Source organism: Flexivirga aerilata (genome assembly GCF_013002715.1).
GTDB classification, from domain to species: Bacteria; Actinomycetota; Actinomycetes; order Actinomycetales; family Dermatophilaceae; genus Flexivirga; species Flexivirga aerilata.
On the sequence record NZ_JABENB010000001.1, the window covers coordinates 1503260 to 1522780 of the forward strand.

Genomic DNA, 19521 nt, shown 5'->3' on the forward strand with positions numbered 1-19521 from the left:
GTCCGGCGGGACCAGCACGTTGTGGTCCACTGTGGCGGGTGTCACAATCGACGCCCTAGCTTAAATCTACTGCTGCGTAAGTAGTGGGATCTTCGTGGAGAGGCGGCAGAGGTATGCCGGGAATGGGCCCTGTCGACTCCGGATTCCTGCTCGTGGAGTCACGAGAGCACCCGATGCACGTCGGGGGTCTGCAACTGTTCACCGTGCCCGAGGGCGAGTCGCCGTCCTGGGTGCGCGACCAGCTGACCGCGGTCGAGTCCGAGGAGATCAACCCGCGCTTCCGGCTGCGGCCGATGGAGCCGGTCGGGCTGCTCGGCAACTTCCGCTGGTCGACCGACAACGACCTCGACCTCGATTACCACGTACGCCGATCCGCGCTGCCCAGCCCGGGGCGGCTGCGGGAGCTGTTCGAACTCGCCTCACGGTGGCAGAGCACCCTGCTGGACCGCCACCGGCCGCTGTGGGAGGCGCACGTCGTCGAAGGCCTGGAGGACGGCCGGGTCGCGGTCTTCTCCAAGATCCACCACGCGATGGTCGACGGGGTGTCCGCGCTGCACCTGATGCAGCAGGCGTGCAGTCCCGACCCCGACGCGCGTGACTGCGTGCCGCCGTTCGCGCTGCCGGACGAGCAGGTCGAGGTGGCCGCGGCCGAGCAGAGCGCCGGGCGGGGTCTCGCGCTGCCCCTCGGCCTGGTGCGTGGCGGCCTCGACGTGGTCGGCGAGCTGTCGAGCATCGCGCCCAACTCGCTCAAGGTCGCCTACCGGTCCCTGCGCGACACGGGTCTGACCACGCCGTTCGACGCTCCGCGCACCATCCTCAACGGGAAGATCGGTGGCGCACGCCGCTTCGTCGCGCAGTCCTTCGACCTCGACCGCTTCCGGCGGGTGGCCAAGGCGTGCGACGTGTCGTTCAACGACGTCGCGCTCGCGGTCTGCGCCGGCGCCCTGCGCCGTTACCTCGGCGAGCTCGACGCGCTGCCCGACCGGGCGATGACCGCCATGTGCCCGGTCAACCTGCGCGACGAGACCAGCGAGGTGGGCGGCAACGAGATCGGCGCGATGATCGCCAACCTCGCCACGGACGTCGAGGACCCACTGGAGCGCCTCGAGACGATCCACGAGTCGACCACCGTCGCCAAGCAGACCATGCGCGAACTCACCCCGCTGCAGCTGCTGCTCATGTCGGGCTACAACGTCGCCGGGCTCGGTCTGTCGATGCTCCCGACCTACGGACTGGTCGGGCGGCCGCCGTTCAACGTCATCATCTCCAACGTGCCCGGACCGCGAAAGCAGTTGTATTTCAACGGCGCCCACCTCGAAGGCACCTACCCTGCGTCGATCCCGGTCGACGGGCTGGCGATGAACATCACGCTCGTGACGTATGACGACCAGGTCGACTTCGGCATCACCGCCTGCCGTCGCAGCGCGCCGTCGGTGCAACGGATGATCCACCACCTGGAGGACACCCTGGCCGAGCTGGAGGCCTCGGCCGGCTGAAACCGGTTCGACGCCCACGCGGCGATCGGCGATGCTTGACGACCGTGGGTCATATCGATGTCAACGGGGTTCACTACTTCCTGCCCGACGGTCGGCCGCTGCTCGGCGGTGTCGGTCTGCGGGTGGGGGAGGGCGCGAAGGTCGCCCTGGTCGGGCCCAACGGCACCGGCAAGACGACGCTGCTGAAGATCATCGCGGGCGAGCTCGACGCCCACGAGGGCGCGATCACCCGGTCCGGCGGGCTCGCGGTCATGCCGCAGTTCATCGGCCGCGCACTGCCCGAGGGCGAGGAGTTCGCGGTGCGCGACCTCCTGCTGACCGTGGCGCCGGAGCCGATCCGCCGAGCCGCCGAGGCGGTCGACGACTCCGAGCTGGCGATCATGGAGCGCGACGACGAGCCGGCCCAGCTTGCCTACGCGCAGGCGCTCGCCGACTGGGCCGAGGTCGGCGGCTACGAGTGGGAGACGCTCTGGGACGTGTGCACGGTCGCGGCCATCGGCATACCGTATGAACGAGCGCAATTCCGTGACGTGTCAACGCTTTCCGGCGGTGAGCAGAAGCGCATCGTGCTCGAGGCGCTCCTGCGCGGGCCGGAGGAGGTGCTGCTCCTCGACGAGCCGGACAACTCGCTCGACGTGCCCACCAAGCGCTGGCTGGAGCAGCGGCTGACCGAGTCGCCGAAGACCGTGCTCTTCATCAGCCACGACCGGGAGCTCCTGCAACAGGTCGCCACCCGCATCGCCACTCTCGAGCCGGCCGCGACGGGTGCGAACGCGTGGGTGCACGCCGGCCGCTTCGACACCTACCATCAGGCACGAGTCGACCGGAACAGCAAACTGGAGGAGCTGCGTCGGCGCTGGGACGAAGAGCACGCCAAGCTCACCCAGCTCGTCCAGACGCTCAAGGTGAAGGCCACTTTCAACGACGGCATGGCGAGCCGCTACCGCGCCGCGCAGACCCGGCTGGCGAAATTCGAGGAAGCCGGCCCGCCGGAGGTGCTGCCCTACGAGCAGCGGGTCTCGATGCGGCTGACCGGTGGTCGCACCGCCAAGCGGGCGGTGGTCTGCGAGGGGCTGGAGCTCTCCGGGCTGATGCAGCCCTTCGACCTCGAGGTCTGGTATGGCGAGCGCGTCGCGGTGCTCGGCTCCAACGGATCGGGCAAGTCGCACTTCCTGCGGCTGCTCGCCGGCGGCGGCAGCGACCCGGACGTCGAGCACCGACCGGTCGGTGACAACCCGCCGAAACCCGTGCCGCACAACGGGATCGCCCGCCTGGGGTCACGTGTGCGACCGGGTTGGTTTGCACAGTCGACGCAGGCCGGGGCGCACGGAGACCTGTCGCGGCGGACGCTGCTGGAGATCCTGCACCGCGGGGACGACCACCGCGACGGGATGCCGCGGGAGCAGGCGTCCCGTGCACTCGACCGCTACGAGCTGGCGCGCGCCGCCGAGCAGGCCTTCGGGTCGCTCTCCGGCGGGCAGCAGGCCCGCTTCCAGATCCTCCTGCTGGAACTGTCCGGGGCGACCCTGCTGCTGCTCGACGAGCCCACCGACAACCTCGACCTGCACTCCGCCGAGGCGCTCGAGGCCGGACTCGACGCCTTCGACGGCACCGTGGTCGCGGTCACCCACGACCGTTGGTTCGCACGGGGATTCGACCGCTACCTCGTCTTCGGCGCCGACGGCCGGGTGCGGGAGACGCCGGAGCCGGTCTGGGACGAGACGCGGGTCGAGCGGGTGCGGTGACCGGCGGCGGTCACAGTCGGCGTCGGAGCGGCACCGCCTCCTCGACCCGGCGCAGCTTCTCCGGGTTGCGCACCAGGTAGAGACCGGTCACCGCGCCGTCGTCGATGCGGATGGTCGCGATCGTGTCGAGCTCGCCGGCTGCATAGAGCCGCAGCCCGAGATCGCCGTTGATGCGGGCGACCTCGGCACGCGCGCTGCCATCCGCCGGGGTGACCGCGATGAGAAAGCGCAACACCTTCTCGACTCCCCGAATCGGTTGCAGCGCAGCCTTTTTCAGACCACCGCCGTCCGTCAGCATGACGACGTCCGGCGCGAGCACGTCCATCAGGCTCTGCAGGTCACCGCCGTTCACGGCCGCGACGAAACGGTCGATCACCGCGGTGCGCTCCGGGCTGCCCACCAGGTGCCGCGGCCGGCGCTGCGCCACCCGCTCGCGGGCCCGGTGGGCGATCTGGCGCACCGCCGCGGCCGACTTGCCGACCGCGTCGCCGATCTCGTCGTACGGCAGGTCGAAGACCTCGCGCAGCACGAAAACCGCTCTCTCCGTCGGCGAGAGCGTCTCCAGCACGAGCAGCATCGCCGTCGAGACGCTGTCGGCGAGCGCCACGTCGTCGGCCACGTCCGGCGCGGTGAGCAGCGGCTCGGGCAGCCACGGCCCGACATACGACTCGCGGCGGCGGGAGAGCGTGCGCAGCCGGTTGAGCGCCAGCCGGGTCGCGATGCGCACCAGGTAGGCCCGGTCATCGCGCACCTGCGAGCGGTCGACGTCGTCCCAGCGCAGCCACGTCTCCTGCAGCACGTCCTCGGCATCGGCCGCCGACCCGAGCAGCTCGTAGACGACCGTGAAGAGGAGCCCGCGGTGCGCCACGAAGGCGTCGGTGCTGTCGGTCACAGTGACGACCGTACGGCGAGCGGCAACTCGCACACGTCCGAATACCCCTGCGACTGCAGGCCGGCCGCCGAGTTGAAGCGGGAGCGCATGTTCTCCAGCGCGATCATCTGGGTCAGCTCGACGGTTGCCGCCGCGCCGAGCTCGTCGACGAGCGCGGCGACCATCTCGTCGGTGACCGTGAGCGGGGTCTGCGACATCGCCTCGGCATACTCCAGCACCCGCCGCTCCAGCGCGCTGAAGACGTCCGACTCGCGCCAGCGCGGCACCTGCCGCACCTTGTCGAGGTCGAGGCCGTCGTCGTGCGCCTTGAAGTAGCCGAAGTCGAGACACCAGCTGCAGCCGATCACCCCGGCGCTCGCGATCTGCGCATAGGACTTCAGGGTCGGGTCGAGCGCGCTCCAGCGGTCGACCTTGCCCTCGAAGGACAACACCGCCTTCAGGACCGGCTTGTTGTGGAAGTAGACGTATCCGTTGTCGGGGAACTCTCCGCCGAGCTTGCGCTTGGCGAACCACCGCATCGCGGCGCCGTACGCGCCGGTGACGGGTGCCTTCGGGATGCGGAGCGTGCTGGTGCTGGGCATGGCCTTCGCTTCCTTCTCGTATGACCTCGTATGACGTGACACTCACCAGACACCGGCCGCGCGGCGAGTGTGACAGGCCCACAACGCCGGGCGTGGGCGGATGCGCTGCCCGCGCGACGGCGCCACCTACCATGGCGTCGATGACTTCCCCGGCCACCACGCACCGGCGCGACCGCGCCGACATCCAGGGGCTGCGCGCCGTTGCCGTTCTCTCGGTCCTGCTCAGCCACGCGTCGCTGCTCGGTTTCAGCGGCGGTTTCGTCGGCGTCGACGTCTTCTTCGTGATCTCCGGCTTCCTCATCACCGGCGGCCTGGTGCGCGAGGTGCGTGACCGCGGACGGGTCTCGATCGCCGACTTCTACGCACGCCGCGCGCGGCGCATCCTGCCCGCGGCTGCCGTCGTACTCCTTGCGATCGCGGTGGGCAGCGCGGTCTGTTACACCGCCGGCGACCTGCGCACCGTGCTGTCGGAGGTGCGCTGGGCGACGTTCTTCGGCGAGAACATCAAGCTCGCCACGGCCCGCACCGACTACTTCGCCGAGAACTCCTTCGTCTCCCCGGTGCAGCACTTCTGGTCGCTCGCCGTGGAGGAGCAGTTCTACCTGGCCTGGCCACTGCTACTCGGCGCGGTGGCCTGGCTGACTTTCGGCCGTCGTGCGCGCACCCGGTCGCGCGGCCGCATCGCGGTGCGGCGGGCCGCCGCACTGGTCATCGTGCTCGGTCTGCTCAGCTTCGCCTGGTCGCTCTGGGACACCCGGCACAACCCGAGCAGCGCCTACTTCTCGACCTTCACCCGCGCCTGGGAGCTCGCCATCGGCGCCCTGCTGGCCCTCCTTGCCCCAGAGTTGTCGCGGATCCCGCGGCCCGTGCGGATCGCGCTCGGCTGGGGCGGCCTGCTCGCGATCCTCATCGCCTGCTTCGGGTATGACGCCAGCACCCCCTTCCCCGGCTACGCCGCCGCCCTGCCGGTGCTCGGGTCGGCCGCGATCCTGCTCGCCGGTGCCGAGCCGGAGCAGTTCGGGGTCGGCCGGGTCCTCGGCATCGCGCCGATGCGGTTCGTCGGCGACATTTCCTACTCGCTCTACCTGTGGCACTGGCCGCTGCTGATCATGGCGCCGGCCTACCAGGGGCACCCGATCTCGCTGCGCGGCCGTGTCGTGCTGCTGGTGGCCGCCGTCGCGCTCGCCTGGCTCAGCTACCGGTTCGTCGAGACGCCTTTCCGCCGGGCGCGGTGGGTCACCCGCACGCGGCTGCGCTCGCTGGTGCTCTGGCCGGGTGCCGTCGCGGTGCTGCTCGCCGGTGCGCTTGTCGTGCAGATCGGTTTCGCCACCGTGCCCAAGGTCGAGGCGTCCACCGGCACCACGACGGTGACCGGCACGCCCGCCCAGCAGGCGGGCGCCCTGCAGCAGGACGTCCGTGAGTCCGCGCAGTTCGCCACGGCGAACAAGAAGCTGCCGGAGGCGCTGGTGCCGGCGCTGCCGGACCTGCTGGCCGACGTGTCCCAGCCGGAGCCGGGGTGTTCGGTGTCGACGGCCGAGGGCCTGTCGCACAAACTCTGCCCGCTCGGCGACACGTCCTCATCGAAAGTCATTGCGCTCTGGGGTGATTCGCACGCCGGCCAGTGGATGACCACGCTGTCCGATCTGGCCAAGGCGAAGGGCTACAAGCTCGTGCTCTTCGCCAAGGCGACGTGCGTGCCGGTGCAGGCGCTGGAGGTCTACTACGGCAAGCCCTACCCGCAGTGCCTCACCTTCCAGCGCTGGGTGCTGGACCAGTTGCGCGCGATCAAGCCGGCCATGGTGATCATGAGCGGGAAGGTCGGCGGCGACCTCGTCGATCCGAAGACCGGCCAGGTCCAGTCGGAGCCGGCCGCCGACAAGCAGTTCCGCACCCAGGCGGAGAAGACGCTGCGCGAGGTGCGCTCCATCACCCCGCGCACGGCGGTCATCAGTGACATCAACCTGCTGCCGCAGGACGCCTCGCGCTGCCTCGGGTCCCGCACCTCCACCTACGGCACGTGCGCGCAGCCGCAGCACCCGGCCGTCGCGCGACGCAACGCGTTGTGGAAGTCCGCCGCCACCGCCACGGGCGCGACCTTCGTCGACATGGTGCCGTGGTTCTGCCAGTCGGGCACCTGCCCGGTCGTGGTCGGCAACATGATCGTCTACCGCGACAGCAACCACGTCACCGCGTCCTACGTCGACAAGCTGCGACCGGTGCTGGAGTCCCAGCTCGACTTCTGAGGGTCGTCAGCGCGCCGGCGGCGGGTCCACCGGCAGCAGGGCGGTGTATGCCGCGACCCGCCGCGCGCCGGGCGTCCCCGCGCCGGCGCGGCGGTAGCGCTCCATCACCTCGGCGAGTTCGGCGTCGAGTGCGGTGAGTTGCTCGGTGGTCACCACGACCGCGTGGTCGGTGAGCCCGCAATGCTCCTGCCAGGTGGGCGGCCACCGCGACGCGTCGTCGATCCAGGCGCCGGCGCGTTCGGCGAAGTGCTCGACGTAATCCCGCTGCAGCCACTGCTCGGCCGCGGCGTCGTCGGCGTCGAGCGGCTCGGGGGCGGCGGTGCGCTCCGGCGTCGTCGCGGTCCAGACCCGGCGACGGCCGGTGCCGGTGCCGGTGTCGGCCGCCAGTCCCGCTTCGGCGAGCTTGCGCAGGTGGTAGCTGGTGGCGCCGGTGTGGGTGCCGATCGCGGCGGCGAGCTCGGTCGCGGTGGCCTCACCGTGCACGCGCAGCTGAGCGAGCAGCCGGGAGCGGAGCGGGTGCGCCAGGGCCCGAAGGGGGCTTTGATTCGGGGACGGCGTGGCGGAGTCGGCGGGCGTCATACATGCACAATAGTTGTGCACACTTGCTGTGCACAAGGCCGCACAGCGGCCGGCGGGGGCGTGAAAACCGTTGGCAACGCATCGGATCGGCTCGATTTGGGGCCGCACCTCTCGGCCCCGTAAACTTGATGGTCGTTGTGCTTCGCGCAACCAGATTCTCGTGAGGCGGCCCGCCGGCTGCCTCGGCACCGATAGCAACCGAAGAGGGCAGAACCGTGCGTACCTTCACGCCCAAGCCCGCGCAGCTCCAGCAGGAGCGTGCGTGGCACGTCATCGACGCGACCGACGTCGTGCTCGGCCGGCTGGCCACCCAGGCCGCCACGCTGCTGCGCGGCAAGCACAAGCCGACCTTCGCGCCGCACGTCGACGCCGGTGACTTCGTCGTCATCATCAACGCTGACAAGGTCGCGCTGACCGGCGCCAAGCTGGAGAAGAAGAAGGCCTACCGCCACTCCGGTTTTCCGGGCGGCCTCAAGACCACCAGCTACACCGAGCTGATGGCCAAGAGCCCGACCAAGGCCGTCGAGAAGGCGATCCGCGGGATGATCCCGAAGAACTCCCTCGGCCGTCAGCAGCTGTCCAAGCTCAAGGTCTACGCCGGCCCGGAGCACCCGCACGCCGCGCAGCAGCCCCAGCCGTTCGAGATCACCCAGGTCGCGCAGTAAGCGCCCGCCGGACTTCCTAGGAGACATCACACATGACCGACCAGACCACGGTCGACGTCCTGGAGGACGACGAGCCGCAGCTGACCAGCTACACCTCCGAGTCCTCGGCCGCCCCGGCCGACGGCGAGGAGCCCACCCGCCGCCCGAGCGCCTCGGCGCCCGGCGCCGGCACCGGCCGCCGCAAGCAGGCCATCGCCCGCGTCCGCATCGTGCCCGGCACCGGTAAGTGGAAGATCAACGGCAAGACCCTGGAGGAGTACTTCCCCAACAAGGTCCACCAGCAGATCGTCAACGAGCCGCTGAAGGTGCTCGAGCTCGACGGCGCGTATGACGTGCTGGTGCGCGTCCACGGTGGCGGCAGCTCCGGCCAGGCCGGCGCCGTCCGCCTCGGTGTGGCCCGTTCGCTCAACGAGGTCGACGCCGAGCTCAACCGCCCGGCGCTGAAGAAGGCCGGACTGCTCACCCGTGACGCCCGCGTCCCGGAGCGCAAGAAGGCCGGCCTCAAGAAGGCCCGCAAGGCGCCGCAGTACTCCAAGCGCTGATCCACCCGCCGCTTTCGCGGCAATCGCAGGGGGCCCGCCGGCCGTTCCATGGCCGGCGGGCCGCTTGCTTTCCGGCTCCGTCGCTTACCCTGCAAGGAGCTTCCGCGCCGGACGGCGCGTCGCACAGCCTGATTCTCACGGCCTGATTTCTCGGCACGGAAGGTTTTTGGTGATCCATGGGTCGCTTGTTCGGCACGGACGGGGTGCGAGGCCTCGCCAATCGAGACATCACCGCGGAGCTGGCGCTCGACCTGTCGGTCGCGGCCGCGCGGGTGCTGGCCGAGGAGGGCGAGTTCGCCGGGCACCGGCCCACCGCCGTCGTCGGGCGAGACCCGCGCGCGTCGGGTGAGTTCCTGGCCGCCGCCACCGTCGCCGGGCTCGCCTCGGCGGGCGTCGACGTCTTCGACGCGGGCGTGCTGCCCACCCCCGCGATCGCATTCCTGACCGCGGCGTCGGGCGCCGACCTCGGCGCGATGCTGTCGGCCTCGCACAACGCGATGCCGGACAACGGCATCAAGTTCTTCTCCCGCGGCGGGCACAAGCTGCCCGACGCGACGGAGGACGCGATCGAGCAGCACCTGCGCGGCGAATGGACGCGTCCGACCGGCGCCGTCGTCGGCCGGATCAAGCCGTATGACGAAGGCGCGCAGCGCTACATTGCGCATCTGCTCGGCGCCATACCGCATCGCCTGGAGGGGCTGCACGTCGTGCTCGACTGCGCTCACGGCGCGGCGAGCGAGGTGGCGCCCGAGGCGTTCCGGCAGGCCGGCGCGCAGGTCACGGTCATCGGCGCCGAACCCGACGGTCTCAACATCAACGACGGCTACGGCTCGACCCACCTCGAGCGGCTGCGCGAGGCCGTGCCGGCCGCCGGTGCGGACTTCGGGCTGGCCTTCGACGGCGACGCCGACCGGTGCCTCGCGGTCGACGGCACCGGGGCCGAGGTCGACGGCGACCAGATCATGGCGATCCTCGCGATCGACCTGCACGAGCGCGGCGAGCTCGCCGGCGACACGCTGGTCGCGACGGTGATGAGCAACGAGGGCCTGCTGCGCGCCATGCAGCGCGAGGGCATCGACGTCCGGCGCACCGACGTCGGCGATCGCTACGTGCTGGAGGAGATGCGACGCAGCGGCTTCTCGCTCGGCGGCGAACAGTCCGGCCACGTCATCATGCTCGAGCACGGCACCACCGGCGACGGCGTGCTCACCGGCCTGATGCTCGCCGCGCGCGTCGCGTCCACCGGCAAGTCGATGACCGACCTCGCAGCTTGCATGACCCGGCTGCCGCAGTGCCTGGTCAACGTCCCCGGCGTCGACAAGCACGCGGTCGACGCGCACCCGGTGGTGCAGTCGGCGGTCAGCGACGAGCAGGCGCAGCTCGCCGGCCTCGGCCGGGTGCTGCTGCGCAAGTCCGGCACCGAGCCCGTGGTGCGCGTGATGGTCGAGGCGCCGACCGCCGAGCACGCCCGGCAGGTGGCCGACCGGCTTGCCCAGGTCGTCGCCCGCGAGCTCGCGCTCGCGCCCGCCTGACGTCCGCGCGCACCCGGCTTCTGAACCTTCCGCACGCGCGCGCCCGGACCAGCGCGCACCCGGCCTCTCGACGGGAGGGTTGCGACGGGCCGGGCGATGCGCTCTGGTCAGGCGGCGACGCGCTCGCCGGCCGCGCTGACCAGGGCCTGCACGGTCTCGCGCAGCGAGTCGGCGACGGGCGCGTGGCTGGCGACGTCGACGCCGTCGAGGTCCTTCAGCGAGAAGGTGGCCGCGGCGTCCGCCATCGGCTTGCCGCCGGCGATCGTCACCGCGAGGTGGGTGTGGTCGACGACCGTGCTGGTGTTGTGCGCGGCCGAGGACACCGCGACCGGCTTGCCGGAGAGCGAGGACTCGCCATACGGGCGGGAGGCCCAGTCGATCGCGTTCTTCAGGACCGCCGACAGGGTGCCGTTGTTGGCGGGTGCGAGCAGCAGCACCGCGTCCGCGGCGCCGAGCTGGTCGCGCAGCCGCTGCGCCGGGGCGGGCGCGGGCTGGGTGTCGATGTCCTCGTTGTAGAAGGGCAACTGGTCCAGCCCGTCCACGACCGAGACGGTCACGTCCTCCGGTGCGACCGTCGCCACGACGTCGGCGAGCTGCCGGTGGATCGAAGCTGCGCGCGGGCTGCCGATGACGACGGCGAGAGTGGTGCTCATGGGGTCAATGCCTTTCGGGAGAGTCTGCCGGTAGCTACCGAGCGGATAAACGGACCATAGTCCGCTTTTCTTCCCTCGCCAAGTCCTGCCCGGCGGGTGGATGCGAGGATGGGCGGCATGTCCGAGGTTCGCCGCTCCCTGCCGGTCGCCCAGGCCGCCCCCCGGGTGCGCCGGGACGCGGCGGCCAATGCCGACCGCGTGCTCGCCGCGGCGATGGCTCTCGTCGAGGCCGGCGGGGTCGACACCCTGACGATGGACCGGGTCGCGGCGGAGGCGGGCGTCGGCAAGGGCACCGTCTTCCGTGCCTTCGGCAACCGGTCGGGCCTGCTCGCCGCGCTCACCGACGAGACCGAGCGCGACTTCCAGCGGGCATTCCTCACCGGGCCGCCGCCGCTCGGCCCGGGCGCACCGCCGCTCGACCGGCTCCTCGCGTATGGCGAGGGTCGCCTCGACCTGCAGCGCGTGCACGGGGCGATCTTCCGCGCGATGCAAGGGGTGTCGATCGAGAGGTTCGGCGTGCCGGCTCGCAAGGTGTCGGTCACCCACGTGCGGATGCTGTTGCGGCAGTGCGGCATCGACGACGCGCTCGACGTGATCACCGAGGCCGTCCTCGGTCCGCTCGACTCCGACACCGCCTACCACCTGAGCGTCGAGCGCGGTCTCGGCCGGGAGCGCCTGATCGCCGACTGGAAGACCATGGTGCGCAGGCTCGTCGGCTGAGAGCGCTCACGACGCGAGACGACGGAACGCGCTGCCGTGGAAGACCAGTGGCTCGGCATCGCCGTCGACGCCGAGATCGAGCACCCGCAACACGACGATGTCGTGGTCGCCGGCGCGAATCACGTTGTCGATGCTGGTTTCCAGCCACGCGCTCGCGCCCTCGACGAAGACCGCGCCGAGACGCGAGCTGCGCCATACGACATCACGGAAGCGGTCGGCCGACGGACCGCTGAGGTCGCGGCCGGCCTGGTGCTGGTGGGCGGCCAGCACGCTCACCCCGAGATGTGGCCGGTCCCGCAGCAGCGGCCAGGTCGACGAGGTGTGCGCGACGCACACCGACACGAGCGCGGGCTCGAGCGACACCGAGGTGAACGAACTCGCCGCGAGGCCCCGGGGGTCGTCGCCGACCATTGCGGCGACGGCCGTGACACCGCTCGGGTATGCCGCGAAGACCTTTCGCAGCCGGACGGTTTCGATGGTCGAGTCGGTGGTGACGGTCATCGCTGCTGCCATTCCTTCGCGAGTAGTTGGAAGGACCGCACCCGGTCCTGGTGGTCGTGGGTGATGGTGGTGACCAGCAGTTCGTCGGCCCCGGTCGCGCGCTGCAGGGCATCGAGGCGGTCGGCGACGTGGGCGGCGGTGCCGACGAACTGGGTGGCGAGCCGGTCGGCGACCAGAGCGTCGTCGGCATCGGTCCAGGGCAGGGACCGGGCTTCGTCAGGAGTCGGGAACGGAATCGCGCCGGATGCGTTGCGAATGCTACGAACCCAGGGCGCGTAACCTGCGGCCAGCTCTCGCGCGGTCGCCTCGTCCTCGGCGACGACGACGTCGGCGGAGACGATCACCTGTGGCTCGGCGAGGGCACTGCTCGGCTCGAACGCCGCGCGGTAGGCCGCAACGGCGTCGAGCACCTTGGCCGGCGCGACGTGGTAGTTGGCCCCGAAGGGCAGCCCGTGGCGACCGGCGAGCCGCGCGCTCTCTCCTCCGCTGCTGCCGTGGATCCAGATCTGGAGTCCGGCTCCCTCGCCCGGGACCACCTGCGCGCGCTCGCCGTTCGGGTGCCGGTAGCCGCCGCGGAGAAGGGCCAACAGGTCGGCCACCTGATCGCCGTAGGGCGGCGGCGTCGCGCCGGGCTGGATGAGCAGGGAGCGCTGCAGCTCGATCCGCGGTGAGCCGGCCAGGTGAGCGAAGGAGAACGGCGGCGGGAGCACCAATCCTTCTGGGGTTGTGCGGGTTTGCGTCTCATCGGTCGGGCCGTCGCCACTGGGCGGCGCGCCGCCCGACCGGCCGAGTCCGAGATCCACGCGGCCGGGATGAAGCGCGTCCACGAGCGCGAACTCCTCCAGTACCGACAGGGCGGTCCGGTGACCCATCTGGACGGCTGCGGCGCCGAGACGGATGCTCGACGTTGCGGCCGCCGCGAGTGCGATCACGACCGCGGGTGATGTGCCGGCGACGCCTGGGTTGAGGTGGTGCTCGGCGAACCAGTAACGCTGATAACCGAATTCCTCTGCCCGGCGAGCGAGGTCGATGCTGTTGCGCAGCGCGTCGCCGGCGGTCGAGCCGCTCGGCACCGGCACCAGGTCGAGCACCGACAAGGGCACCCTGCTCACGAGGCGGCCTGCCGATCGGCCGCCGGCTCCTGCGGCCGCAGGCCGAGGTTGTCGCGCAGGGTGCCTCCCTCGTAGTCGGTGCGGAAGACGCCACGCTCCTGCAGCAGCGGAACGACCTGATCCACAAAGGAATCCAGCCCGGTCGGCGTGAGGTGCGGCACGAGGATGAAGCCATCGCTCGCGTCCTGCTGCACGAAGTCGTTGAGTTGCCCGGCGATGGTCTGCGGCGCACCGACGAAGCTCTGCCGTGCGGTCACCTCGATGATGAGCTCGCGGATCGACAGGCCACCGGCGGCTGCTCTCTCGCGCCAGTCGCGCGCTGTCTGCAGGACATCCTCGTGGCGGCGCACGCTGGCCCGTCCCTGCGCGACGGTGTTCTCCCCGGGCAGCGGGTCGACGTCGGGCAGCGGCCCGTCGGGGTCGTATGCCGAGAGGTCTCGATTCCAGAGCTGCTCCAGGAAGTTGATGGCGGTCGCGCCGCTCACCTGCTGGCGCCGCACCTCGGCGGCGAGGTCGCGTGCCTCGGCGTCCGAGTCGCCGAGCACGAAGGTGGCCGCCGGCAGGATGAGCAGGTCGTCCCGGGTGCGGCCGTGGGCGGGCAGCCGCCGCTTCACGTCGGCATAGAAGGCTTGACCCGCCTCCAGCGTGCTGTGCCTGCTGAAGATCGCGTCGGCACGCGCGGCGGCGAACTCGCGGCCCTCGTCGGAGTCCCCGGCCTGGAAGATGACCGGCCGACCTTGCGGGGATCGTGGCACGTTGAACTGCCCTGCGATGTCGAAGTGTTCGTCGCGATGGGCGTAGCTGCCGACGTCCGGGCGCCGCACGAACGTGCCGGCCGCCTTGTCCGCGACGAGGTCGTCGGCGGCCCAGGTGTCCCACAGCTCTGTCGCGGTCTCGAGGAATGCCTTGGCCCGCGCGTAGCGATCCTCCTGGCGCAGGTAACCGCCGCGGCGGAAGTTCTCGCCGGTGAAGGCGTCCCACGAGGTGACGACGTTCCACGCCGCGCGCCCGCCGGAGAGATGGTCGAGCGTGGCGAATTGCCGCGCCACCTCGTAGGGCTCGTTGAAGGTCGAGTTGATCGTGCCCGTCAGGCCGAGGTGGTCGGTGACCGCGGCCAGGGCCGCGAGCACCGAGAAGGTGTCGGGTCTGCCCACCACGTCCAGGTCGTAGATCTGCCCGCGCTGCTCGCGCAGCCGGAGCCCCTCGGCGAGGAAGAGGAAGTCGAACTTGCCCCGCTCGGCGGTCCGGGCGAAGTGACGGAACGACTCGAACTCGATGTGGCTGCCGGCGGCAGGGTCGCTCCAGACGGTGGTGTTGTTGACTCCGGGAAAGTGGGCAGCAAGGTGAATCTGCTTTGTTTTCTTGGACATTCGGCTGCTCCTCACGCGATCGCGTAGCGACTGACGGGCCGGTCGAGCCCGAAGTGGCCCCGCAGGGTGTCGGCTGTGTAGTGCGCACGGAACGCGCCGAGTCGCTGGAGCGCGGGCACCAATTGCTGGGTGATCTGCGTGAGGTCGTGTGGCACCGTCGCGGGCCGGAGCCGGAATCCGTCGACTCCGGACTCCTGCCAGGTGACCAGGTGCTCGGCGAGTTGCTCCGCGGTGCCGACGAAGACGCTCGCGTCGCTGGCGAACTCCTCCCCGTGCCAGTCGTCGAGCAGGTCCTTGCGGGCGCGGGCTGCGGGTGCGGTGTCGTCGAGGAAGACCACCAGGTCGGCGAGCACCGAGACGCTCTCCGGGTCACGCCCGGCATCGACGGCGGCACTGCGTATGACGGAGACGTCCGCGCGCGCCGCGGCCTCGTCGCCCGGTGCGATCAGTCCGATGTCGGCGGTGCGGCCGATCAGCTCCAGCCCGTCCCGCTGGTGCGCGAGGACGGCAACCAATGGCTGGCCCTGCGGCGGTCGCGGGGTGATCGACGGCCCGCGGACCGAGAAGTGAGATCCCTCGAAATCGATGTAGTGCAAGCGATCCCGGTCGACGAAGCGTCCCGTGGCGACGTCCCGGATCTCGGCGTCGTCCTCCCAGCTGTCCCACAGGCGTCGCAGCACCTCGATGTAGTCGGCGACTTCTCCGAAAAGCTCTCGCGTCGCCTCCGCGGTGGGTGCCGCACGGCCGCCGACCTGCGCAACGAGTGCCGGCGCGGACCGGCGGCCCACATTGGCGAACTCCTCCGGGCTGGCGCTCGTGCGCACCCGGACACCCGCCCGTCCGCCGCTGACGTAGTCGAGTGTCGCCGTCGCCTTGGAGATGTGAAACGGCTCGGTGAGTGGGGCCACCACCGTCGGCACCAGGCCGATGCGTGCGGTGACCGGTGCGACGCGCGCGGCGACGAGCTCGGCATCCAGTCGGCCGGTCACCAGGTCGGTGCGATGTGAGGGGCGAACATGGTGGTCGGCGGTGGCCGCCAAGCCGTCCTCGAACGTGACGAAGTCGAGCAGTCCGCGTTCGGCCTCCTGCACGACGTCTACCCAGTGGCGGGCCGTGAAGAGCTGGTCGGGACGGGCTTCGGCCGCGCGCCAGGCGGCGGGGTGTGCGCCGGCGCCGTCGAGGGCGACTGCGAGGTGGAGTGGGTTGCTGTGAGGCATCGACATCGCTTCCTTCTACGGGTGCGGAGTCGCGTCGTCATCACCGAATCATGCTGAAGTGAAAGACGATTCGCGCTTGCGGCATCGGGTGATGCCGCCGGGTCATCACCTGGAGCACCCCACCGCGGCGGAGGGTTGCCGGACGACCAGCCAGGGCTTCGCGTCGTCTCTCGTGACCAGTGCCGACCGTAGACCAGGATGGTCGATCTGTCGAATGTCTACGCGATCGGTAGGGATTGCGCGCGGGTCAGCGCGGCAGCCACGCGTCCTCGATCTCGTTGAGTCGGCGGACCTTCGCAGGGAAGTTCCCCGACAGCAGCTGCTGCAGACTCACCGTGTCGAGGACGGAGCGAAGGCTGGATCGCACGGCGACCCACAGATCAGGCAAATGCGTTGCTACGCCGTCGTATTCGGTCTCGTGCGGGCGCAGCCCCCGCACCTCGGCGAGCGGTCCGTCGACCGCGCGAATGATCTCTCCCAGATAGATCTGGGCGGGCGGTCGACGGAGCAGATATCCGCCGGAACAGCCGCGACGGGTCTCGACCAGTCCGGCCCGCCGCAGCTGCCCGAGGATCGATTCGAGGAACTTTCGGGGCAGCTCCTGCTCCGCCGCGATGTTCTCGACCTTGGCGAGTTCTGGGTAGTGGGAGGCGAGTTCGAGGGCGGCGCGGATCGCGTAATCGCTGCGAGCGGAGATCTGCACGCTGCCGCTCCTTCCTCGGTGCCGGTGAGCAGGCGTAGCCACCCACGATAGCGGCTCCGGGCACACCGAATGTCCACCATGTGAGTAGGGAATAGCCAAACCTTGTGTAAGACAAAACAACTGGTTATGTTCGGCGCAGGTGACGAGAGGCAGCGTCAAGCCCTGGCTTGCTGTCCGGCAACCCTCCGCCGCGGTGGGGTGCTCCAGGTGACCACCGGATGTGCCCGGCTCCGGGCGCATAAGCGCGAGAAAGGGAGACCCATGCCCCTGGTCACTGCCGCATCCTCGTCGGTGCGGTCCGAGAGGGCCGTGCCGGAGGACGATCTGCGGGACACCGTCCTGGTCGGTCGGCGTCGGCCGCTGCAGTGGGTGATCGCCGTCGCGGCGCTCGTCCTGCTGGCCATGCTGGTCAACACGCTGCTCACCAACCCGCGATTCGAATGGCACGTGGTGGGGGACTACCTCTTCAGTGCGGCGATCCTGCGTGGACTCGTGCTCACGCTGTGGCTCACCGCCGCCGTGATGGTGAGCGGCTACCTGCTGGGCATCGGCGTCGCGGCCCTTCGCCTGTCGGACAACACCGTGCTGCGTTCGGTCAGCTTCGGCTTCGTGTGGTTCGTGCGGTCGGTGCCGCCACTGGTGCAACTGCTCTTCTGGTTCGAACTCGCCTCCCTCTATCCCCGGCTCTCGCTCGGCATCCCGTTCGGTCCGGAGTTCGTCGCGGTGCAGACCACGCACCTGCTGTCGGCCGTCGCCGCGGCATACGTCGCCCTCACGGTCGACGTCGCGGCGTTCGCGTCCGAGATCGTCCGCGGCGGGATCCTGGCGGTCGAACGCGGTCAGACGGAGGCGGCCGACGCGCTCGGCCTCACCCGCGTGCGGACCTTCCGCCGGGTCGTGCTGCCGCAGGCGATGCCGGCGATCATCCCGGCCTCCGGCAACCTGCTCATCGGCATGCTCAAGGCCACCTCGCTGGTCAGCGTGATCGCGGTGCAGGATCTGCTCGGCGCCACCGAGCTGATCTACAACGACAACTTCAAGGTCATCCCGCTGCTCATCGTGGCGACGGTCTGGTATCTGCTGTTGACCAGCCTGCTGTCGGTCCTGCAGCTCGGTCTGGAGCGCCGCTTCTCGCGCGGCAAACGCGGATCGGCACACCGCTCAGCACTGGCCGTATGGCGGTCCAACCTGCACCCCCTCTCGCATCGCCGACTCCGAGTGGAGGCCTGAGGTCATGGCCGGAAGTGTGCGAATCCGCAGCCTGCACAAGAGCTTTGCCGGTCAGGAGGTGTTGCACGGCATCGACCTCGACGTGGCGGCGGGCAGTGTGACGGTCATCCTCGGGCCGTCCGGCTCGGGAAAGTCCACCCTGCTGCGGTGCATCAACCACCTGGAGTCACCGGACGCCGGCTACGTCGAGGTGGGCGGGGAGATCATCGGCTACCGGCGCGACGGTCACCGGCTGCGCGAGCGGTCGCCGCGGGAGATCGCCCGGCAGCGCAGTCGCATCGGCATGGTCTTCCAGCAGTTCAATCTCTTCGGTCACCAGACCGCGGCGCAGAACATCATGGAGGGCCAGCTCGCCGCCGGAGTGCCGACCGAGCAGGCGCGCCGGCGGGCGAGTGAGTTGCTCGCGCGGGTGGGCCTGGCCGGCCGCGAAAACGCTTATCCCAGTGCGTTGTCCGGCGGTCAACAGCAACGGGTGGCGATCGCCCGTGCGCTCGCGGTCGATCCCGACCTCATCTTGTTCGACGAGCCGACGAGCGCGCTCGACCCGGAGCTGGTCGGCGAGGTGCTCGCGGTCATCAAGGACCTCGCCGACAGCGGCATCACCCTGATCGTGGTCACCCACGAGATCGGCTTCGCCCGCGAGGTCGCCGACGAGGTCGTCTTCGTCGATCACGGCCGAGTGGTCGAGACGGGGCCGCCGGCCGCAGTGCTCGACCACACCGAGAACGACCGCGCTCGGGCATTCCTGTCCGCGGTGCTTTAACCCCTCCGAGAGGACCAATTGTCATGCATATCAGTCGATTTCGCCATGCCGTCGCGGCGGCCTCCATCGCTGCGACGACCCTCCTGGTCGCGGCCTGCGGCAGCAGCACGAGCTCGGCGGGCGCCGGAGGCGGAGGAGGCGCTGCCAAGGCCGTGCCCGCAGCAGACGTGACCTCCAAGGTCGCCGTCGACGGCGCCGCTCGCGCGCTGCTGCCGAAGGAAGTCCAGCGCAGCAACCAGCTCACGCTGGGCACCACCCAGGTGACCGGCACCGCCAGCCTTCCGCACGCCGGCATCGAGGGCGGCAAGCAGGTCGGCCTCGACCTCGACATCCGGGCGGCGGTCGCGCGGAAGCTGGGCATCGACTGGAAGGTGGACACCGGCACCTTCCAGACCATCGTGCCCGGGGTGCAGAACGGCAAATACCAAGTGGGACAAGCCAATTTCGGGGTGACGAAGGACCGGCTGCAGGTCGTGGACTTCGCGACCTACCTGCGTGACGGCCAGTCGTTCGTCGGGCGCAGCGGCCTGCCGGTGAAGAAGGTGCGCACCCTGCAGGATGTCTGCGGGCTCAAGATCGCCACGTCCCCCGGCACCACCTTCCAGAAACTCCTGCAGAGCGAGCAGGCCAAGTGCGCCGCGGCCGGCAAGAAGCCCTACACCGTGCAGTACTTCGCCGACACGGCCCCGATCTACCTGGGCCTGCAGAACGGCAAGGTCGACGTCTACTTCGGTCCGACCCTCAGCCTCAAGGTGTTGACCTCCAAGATCACCGGCACCACGTTCCTCGGCGAGGTCACCCACACCCCAGTCGGGTTCGTGACCGCCAAGAAGTCACCGATCGCGCCCGCGCTCGTCGCCGCCGTCAACGACCTCATCAAGGACGGCACCTACCAGCGGATCTTCGACAAGTGGCAGGTCGGATCGTCGGTCATCGACAAGTCCGCACTCAACCCGGCACCGACCTTCTGAGAACGG

General features: G+C 70.2%; 19 protein-coding genes and 2 riboswitches. Of the genes, 10 read left to right on the forward strand and 9 right to left on the reverse strand.

The window, feature by feature from the left end; genetic code table 11:
- Positions 1-122 precede the first annotated feature (122 nt).
- Positions 123-1496, forward strand: coding sequence for a WS/DGAT/MGAT family O-acyltransferase (locus HJ588_RS07185; RefSeq protein WP_212755323.1), 1374 nt, complete (start codon positions 123-125; stop codon positions 1494-1496).
- A 44-nt stretch (positions 1497-1540) separates the two neighbouring features.
- Positions 1541-3241 carry an ATP-binding cassette domain-containing protein gene (locus HJ588_RS07190; RefSeq protein WP_171153483.1) on the forward strand — a complete coding sequence of 567 codons (1701 nt, stop codon included), beginning with the start codon at positions 1541-1543 and terminating at the stop codon, positions 3239-3241.
- Between the two features lie 10 nt (positions 3242-3251).
- Here the strand turns inward: HJ588_RS07190 and HJ588_RS19320 are convergent, their stop codons facing one another.
- Positions 3252-4133 (reverse strand): RNA polymerase sigma-70 factor, encoded by an 882-nt coding sequence (locus HJ588_RS19320; RefSeq protein WP_343036624.1) that lies wholly within the window; start codon positions 4131-4133, stop codon positions 3252-3254.
- Entirely contained in the window at positions 4130-4714 is a 585-nt protein-coding gene (locus HJ588_RS19325; protein ID WP_246241771.1) for a carboxymuconolactone decarboxylase family protein, read from the reverse strand. Before HJ588_RS19325 ends, HJ588_RS19320 begins: the two co-directional genes overlap by 4 nt.
- A 140-nt stretch (positions 4715-4854) precedes the next feature.
- Between HJ588_RS19325 and HJ588_RS07200 the strand changes: the two genes are divergently transcribed.
- The gene (locus HJ588_RS07200; protein WP_171153488.1) at positions 4855-6957 is read left to right on the forward strand and encodes an acyltransferase family protein; all 2103 of its coding nucleotides are present in this window, start codon (positions 4855-4857) and stop codon (positions 6955-6957) included.
- A gap of 6 nt (positions 6958-6963) precedes the next feature.
- On the opposite strand, the gene HJ588_RS07205 is transcribed toward HJ588_RS07200, so the two are convergent.
- Positions 6964-7536 (reverse strand): winged helix-turn-helix domain-containing protein, encoded by a 573-nt coding sequence (locus HJ588_RS07205; RefSeq protein ID WP_171153491.1) that lies wholly within the window; start codon positions 7534-7536, stop codon positions 6964-6966.
- Positions 7537-7751: 215 nt separating this feature from the next.
- Between HJ588_RS07205 and rplM the strand changes: the two genes are divergently transcribed.
- The 3 genes from rplM to glmM all read left to right on the forward strand — a co-directional run bounded on the left by rplM (position 7752) and on the right by glmM (position 10275).
- Positions 7752-8201: a 50S ribosomal protein L13 gene (rplM, locus tag HJ588_RS07210; RefSeq protein WP_171153492.1), complete on the forward strand. Its 450-nt coding sequence runs from the start codon at positions 7752-7754 to the stop codon at positions 8199-8201.
- A gap of 32 nt (positions 8202-8233) precedes the next feature.
- On the forward strand, positions 8234-8743 hold the full coding sequence (gene rpsI, locus HJ588_RS07215) for a 30S ribosomal protein S9 (RefSeq protein WP_171153494.1): 510 nt from the start codon (positions 8234-8236) through the stop codon (positions 8741-8743).
- Between the two features lie 176 nt (positions 8744-8919).
- Positions 8920-10275 carry a phosphoglucosamine mutase gene (glmM, locus tag HJ588_RS07220; RefSeq protein WP_171153496.1) on the forward strand — a complete coding sequence of 452 codons (1356 nt, stop codon included), beginning with the start codon at positions 8920-8922 and terminating at the stop codon, positions 10273-10275.
- A 107-nt stretch (positions 10276-10382) separates the two neighbouring features.
- Here the strand turns inward: glmM and HJ588_RS07225 are convergent, their stop codons facing one another.
- Positions 10383-10928 (reverse strand): NADPH-dependent FMN reductase, encoded by a 546-nt coding sequence (locus HJ588_RS07225; protein ID WP_171153498.1) that lies wholly within the window; start codon positions 10926-10928, stop codon positions 10383-10385.
- A 117-nt stretch (positions 10929-11045) separates the two neighbouring features.
- On the opposite strand from HJ588_RS07225, the gene HJ588_RS07230 reads away from it, so the two are divergent.
- The gene (locus HJ588_RS07230) at positions 11046-11648 is read left to right on the forward strand and encodes a TetR/AcrR family transcriptional regulator (protein ID WP_171153500.1); all 603 of its coding nucleotides are present in this window, start codon (positions 11046-11048) and stop codon (positions 11646-11648) included.
- Positions 11649-11654: 6 nt separating this feature from the next.
- Here HJ588_RS07230 and HJ588_RS07235 read toward each other — a convergent pair whose 3' ends face one another.
- The 5 genes from HJ588_RS07235 to HJ588_RS07255 all read right to left on the reverse strand — a co-directional run bounded on the left by HJ588_RS07235 (position 11655) and on the right by HJ588_RS07255 (position 16551).
- Positions 11655-12149, reverse strand: a complete 495-nt coding sequence (locus HJ588_RS07235) for a flavin reductase family protein (RefSeq protein ID WP_212755325.1) — start codon at positions 12147-12149, stop codon at positions 11655-11657.
- Positions 12146-13261 carry an LLM class flavin-dependent oxidoreductase gene (locus HJ588_RS07240; protein ID WP_171153505.1) on the reverse strand — a complete coding sequence of 372 codons (1116 nt, stop codon included), beginning with the start codon at positions 13259-13261 and terminating at the stop codon, positions 12146-12148. The genes HJ588_RS07235 and HJ588_RS07240 overlap by 4 nt, the downstream gene beginning before the upstream one ends.
- Positions 13258-14631, reverse strand: a complete 1374-nt coding sequence (locus HJ588_RS07245) for an NtaA/DmoA family FMN-dependent monooxygenase (RefSeq protein ID WP_171153507.1) — start codon at positions 14629-14631, stop codon at positions 13258-13260. Before HJ588_RS07245 ends, HJ588_RS07240 begins: the two co-directional genes overlap by 4 nt.
- A gap of 11 nt (positions 14632-14642) precedes the next feature.
- Positions 14643-15848 carry an LLM class flavin-dependent oxidoreductase gene (locus HJ588_RS07250; protein WP_246241772.1) on the reverse strand — a complete coding sequence of 402 codons (1206 nt, stop codon included), beginning with the start codon at positions 15846-15848 and terminating at the stop codon, positions 14643-14645.
- A 67-nt stretch (positions 15849-15915) separates the two neighbouring features.
- Positions 15916-16026: riboswitch (SAM riboswitch) on the reverse strand.
- A gap of 69 nt (positions 16027-16095) precedes the next feature.
- Entirely contained in the window at positions 16096-16551 is a 456-nt protein-coding gene (locus tag HJ588_RS07255) for an RrF2 family transcriptional regulator (protein WP_171153511.1), read from the reverse strand.
- Between the two features lie 138 nt (positions 16552-16689).
- A riboswitch (SAM riboswitch) is annotated at positions 16690-16802 on the forward strand.
- Positions 16803-16812: 10 nt separating this feature from the next.
- On the opposite strand from HJ588_RS07255, the gene HJ588_RS07260 reads away from it, so the two are divergent.
- From HJ588_RS07260 to HJ588_RS07270, 3 genes are read left to right on the forward strand one after another with little or no spacing between them, the layout of a single operon-like run.
- Positions 16813-17781, forward strand: coding sequence for an amino acid ABC transporter permease (locus tag HJ588_RS07260; RefSeq protein ID WP_171153513.1), 969 nt, complete (start codon positions 16813-16815; stop codon positions 17779-17781).
- A 4-nt stretch (positions 17782-17785) separates the two neighbouring features.
- Positions 17786-18544: an amino acid ABC transporter ATP-binding protein gene (locus HJ588_RS07265; protein WP_171153515.1), complete on the forward strand. Its 759-nt coding sequence runs from the start codon at positions 17786-17788 to the stop codon at positions 18542-18544.
- A gap of 23 nt (positions 18545-18567) precedes the next feature.
- Positions 18568-19515, forward strand: a complete 948-nt coding sequence (locus tag HJ588_RS07270; RefSeq protein WP_171153517.1) for a transporter substrate-binding domain-containing protein — start codon at positions 18568-18570, stop codon at positions 19513-19515.
- The last annotated feature ends 6 nt before the right edge of the window (positions 19516-19521 follow it).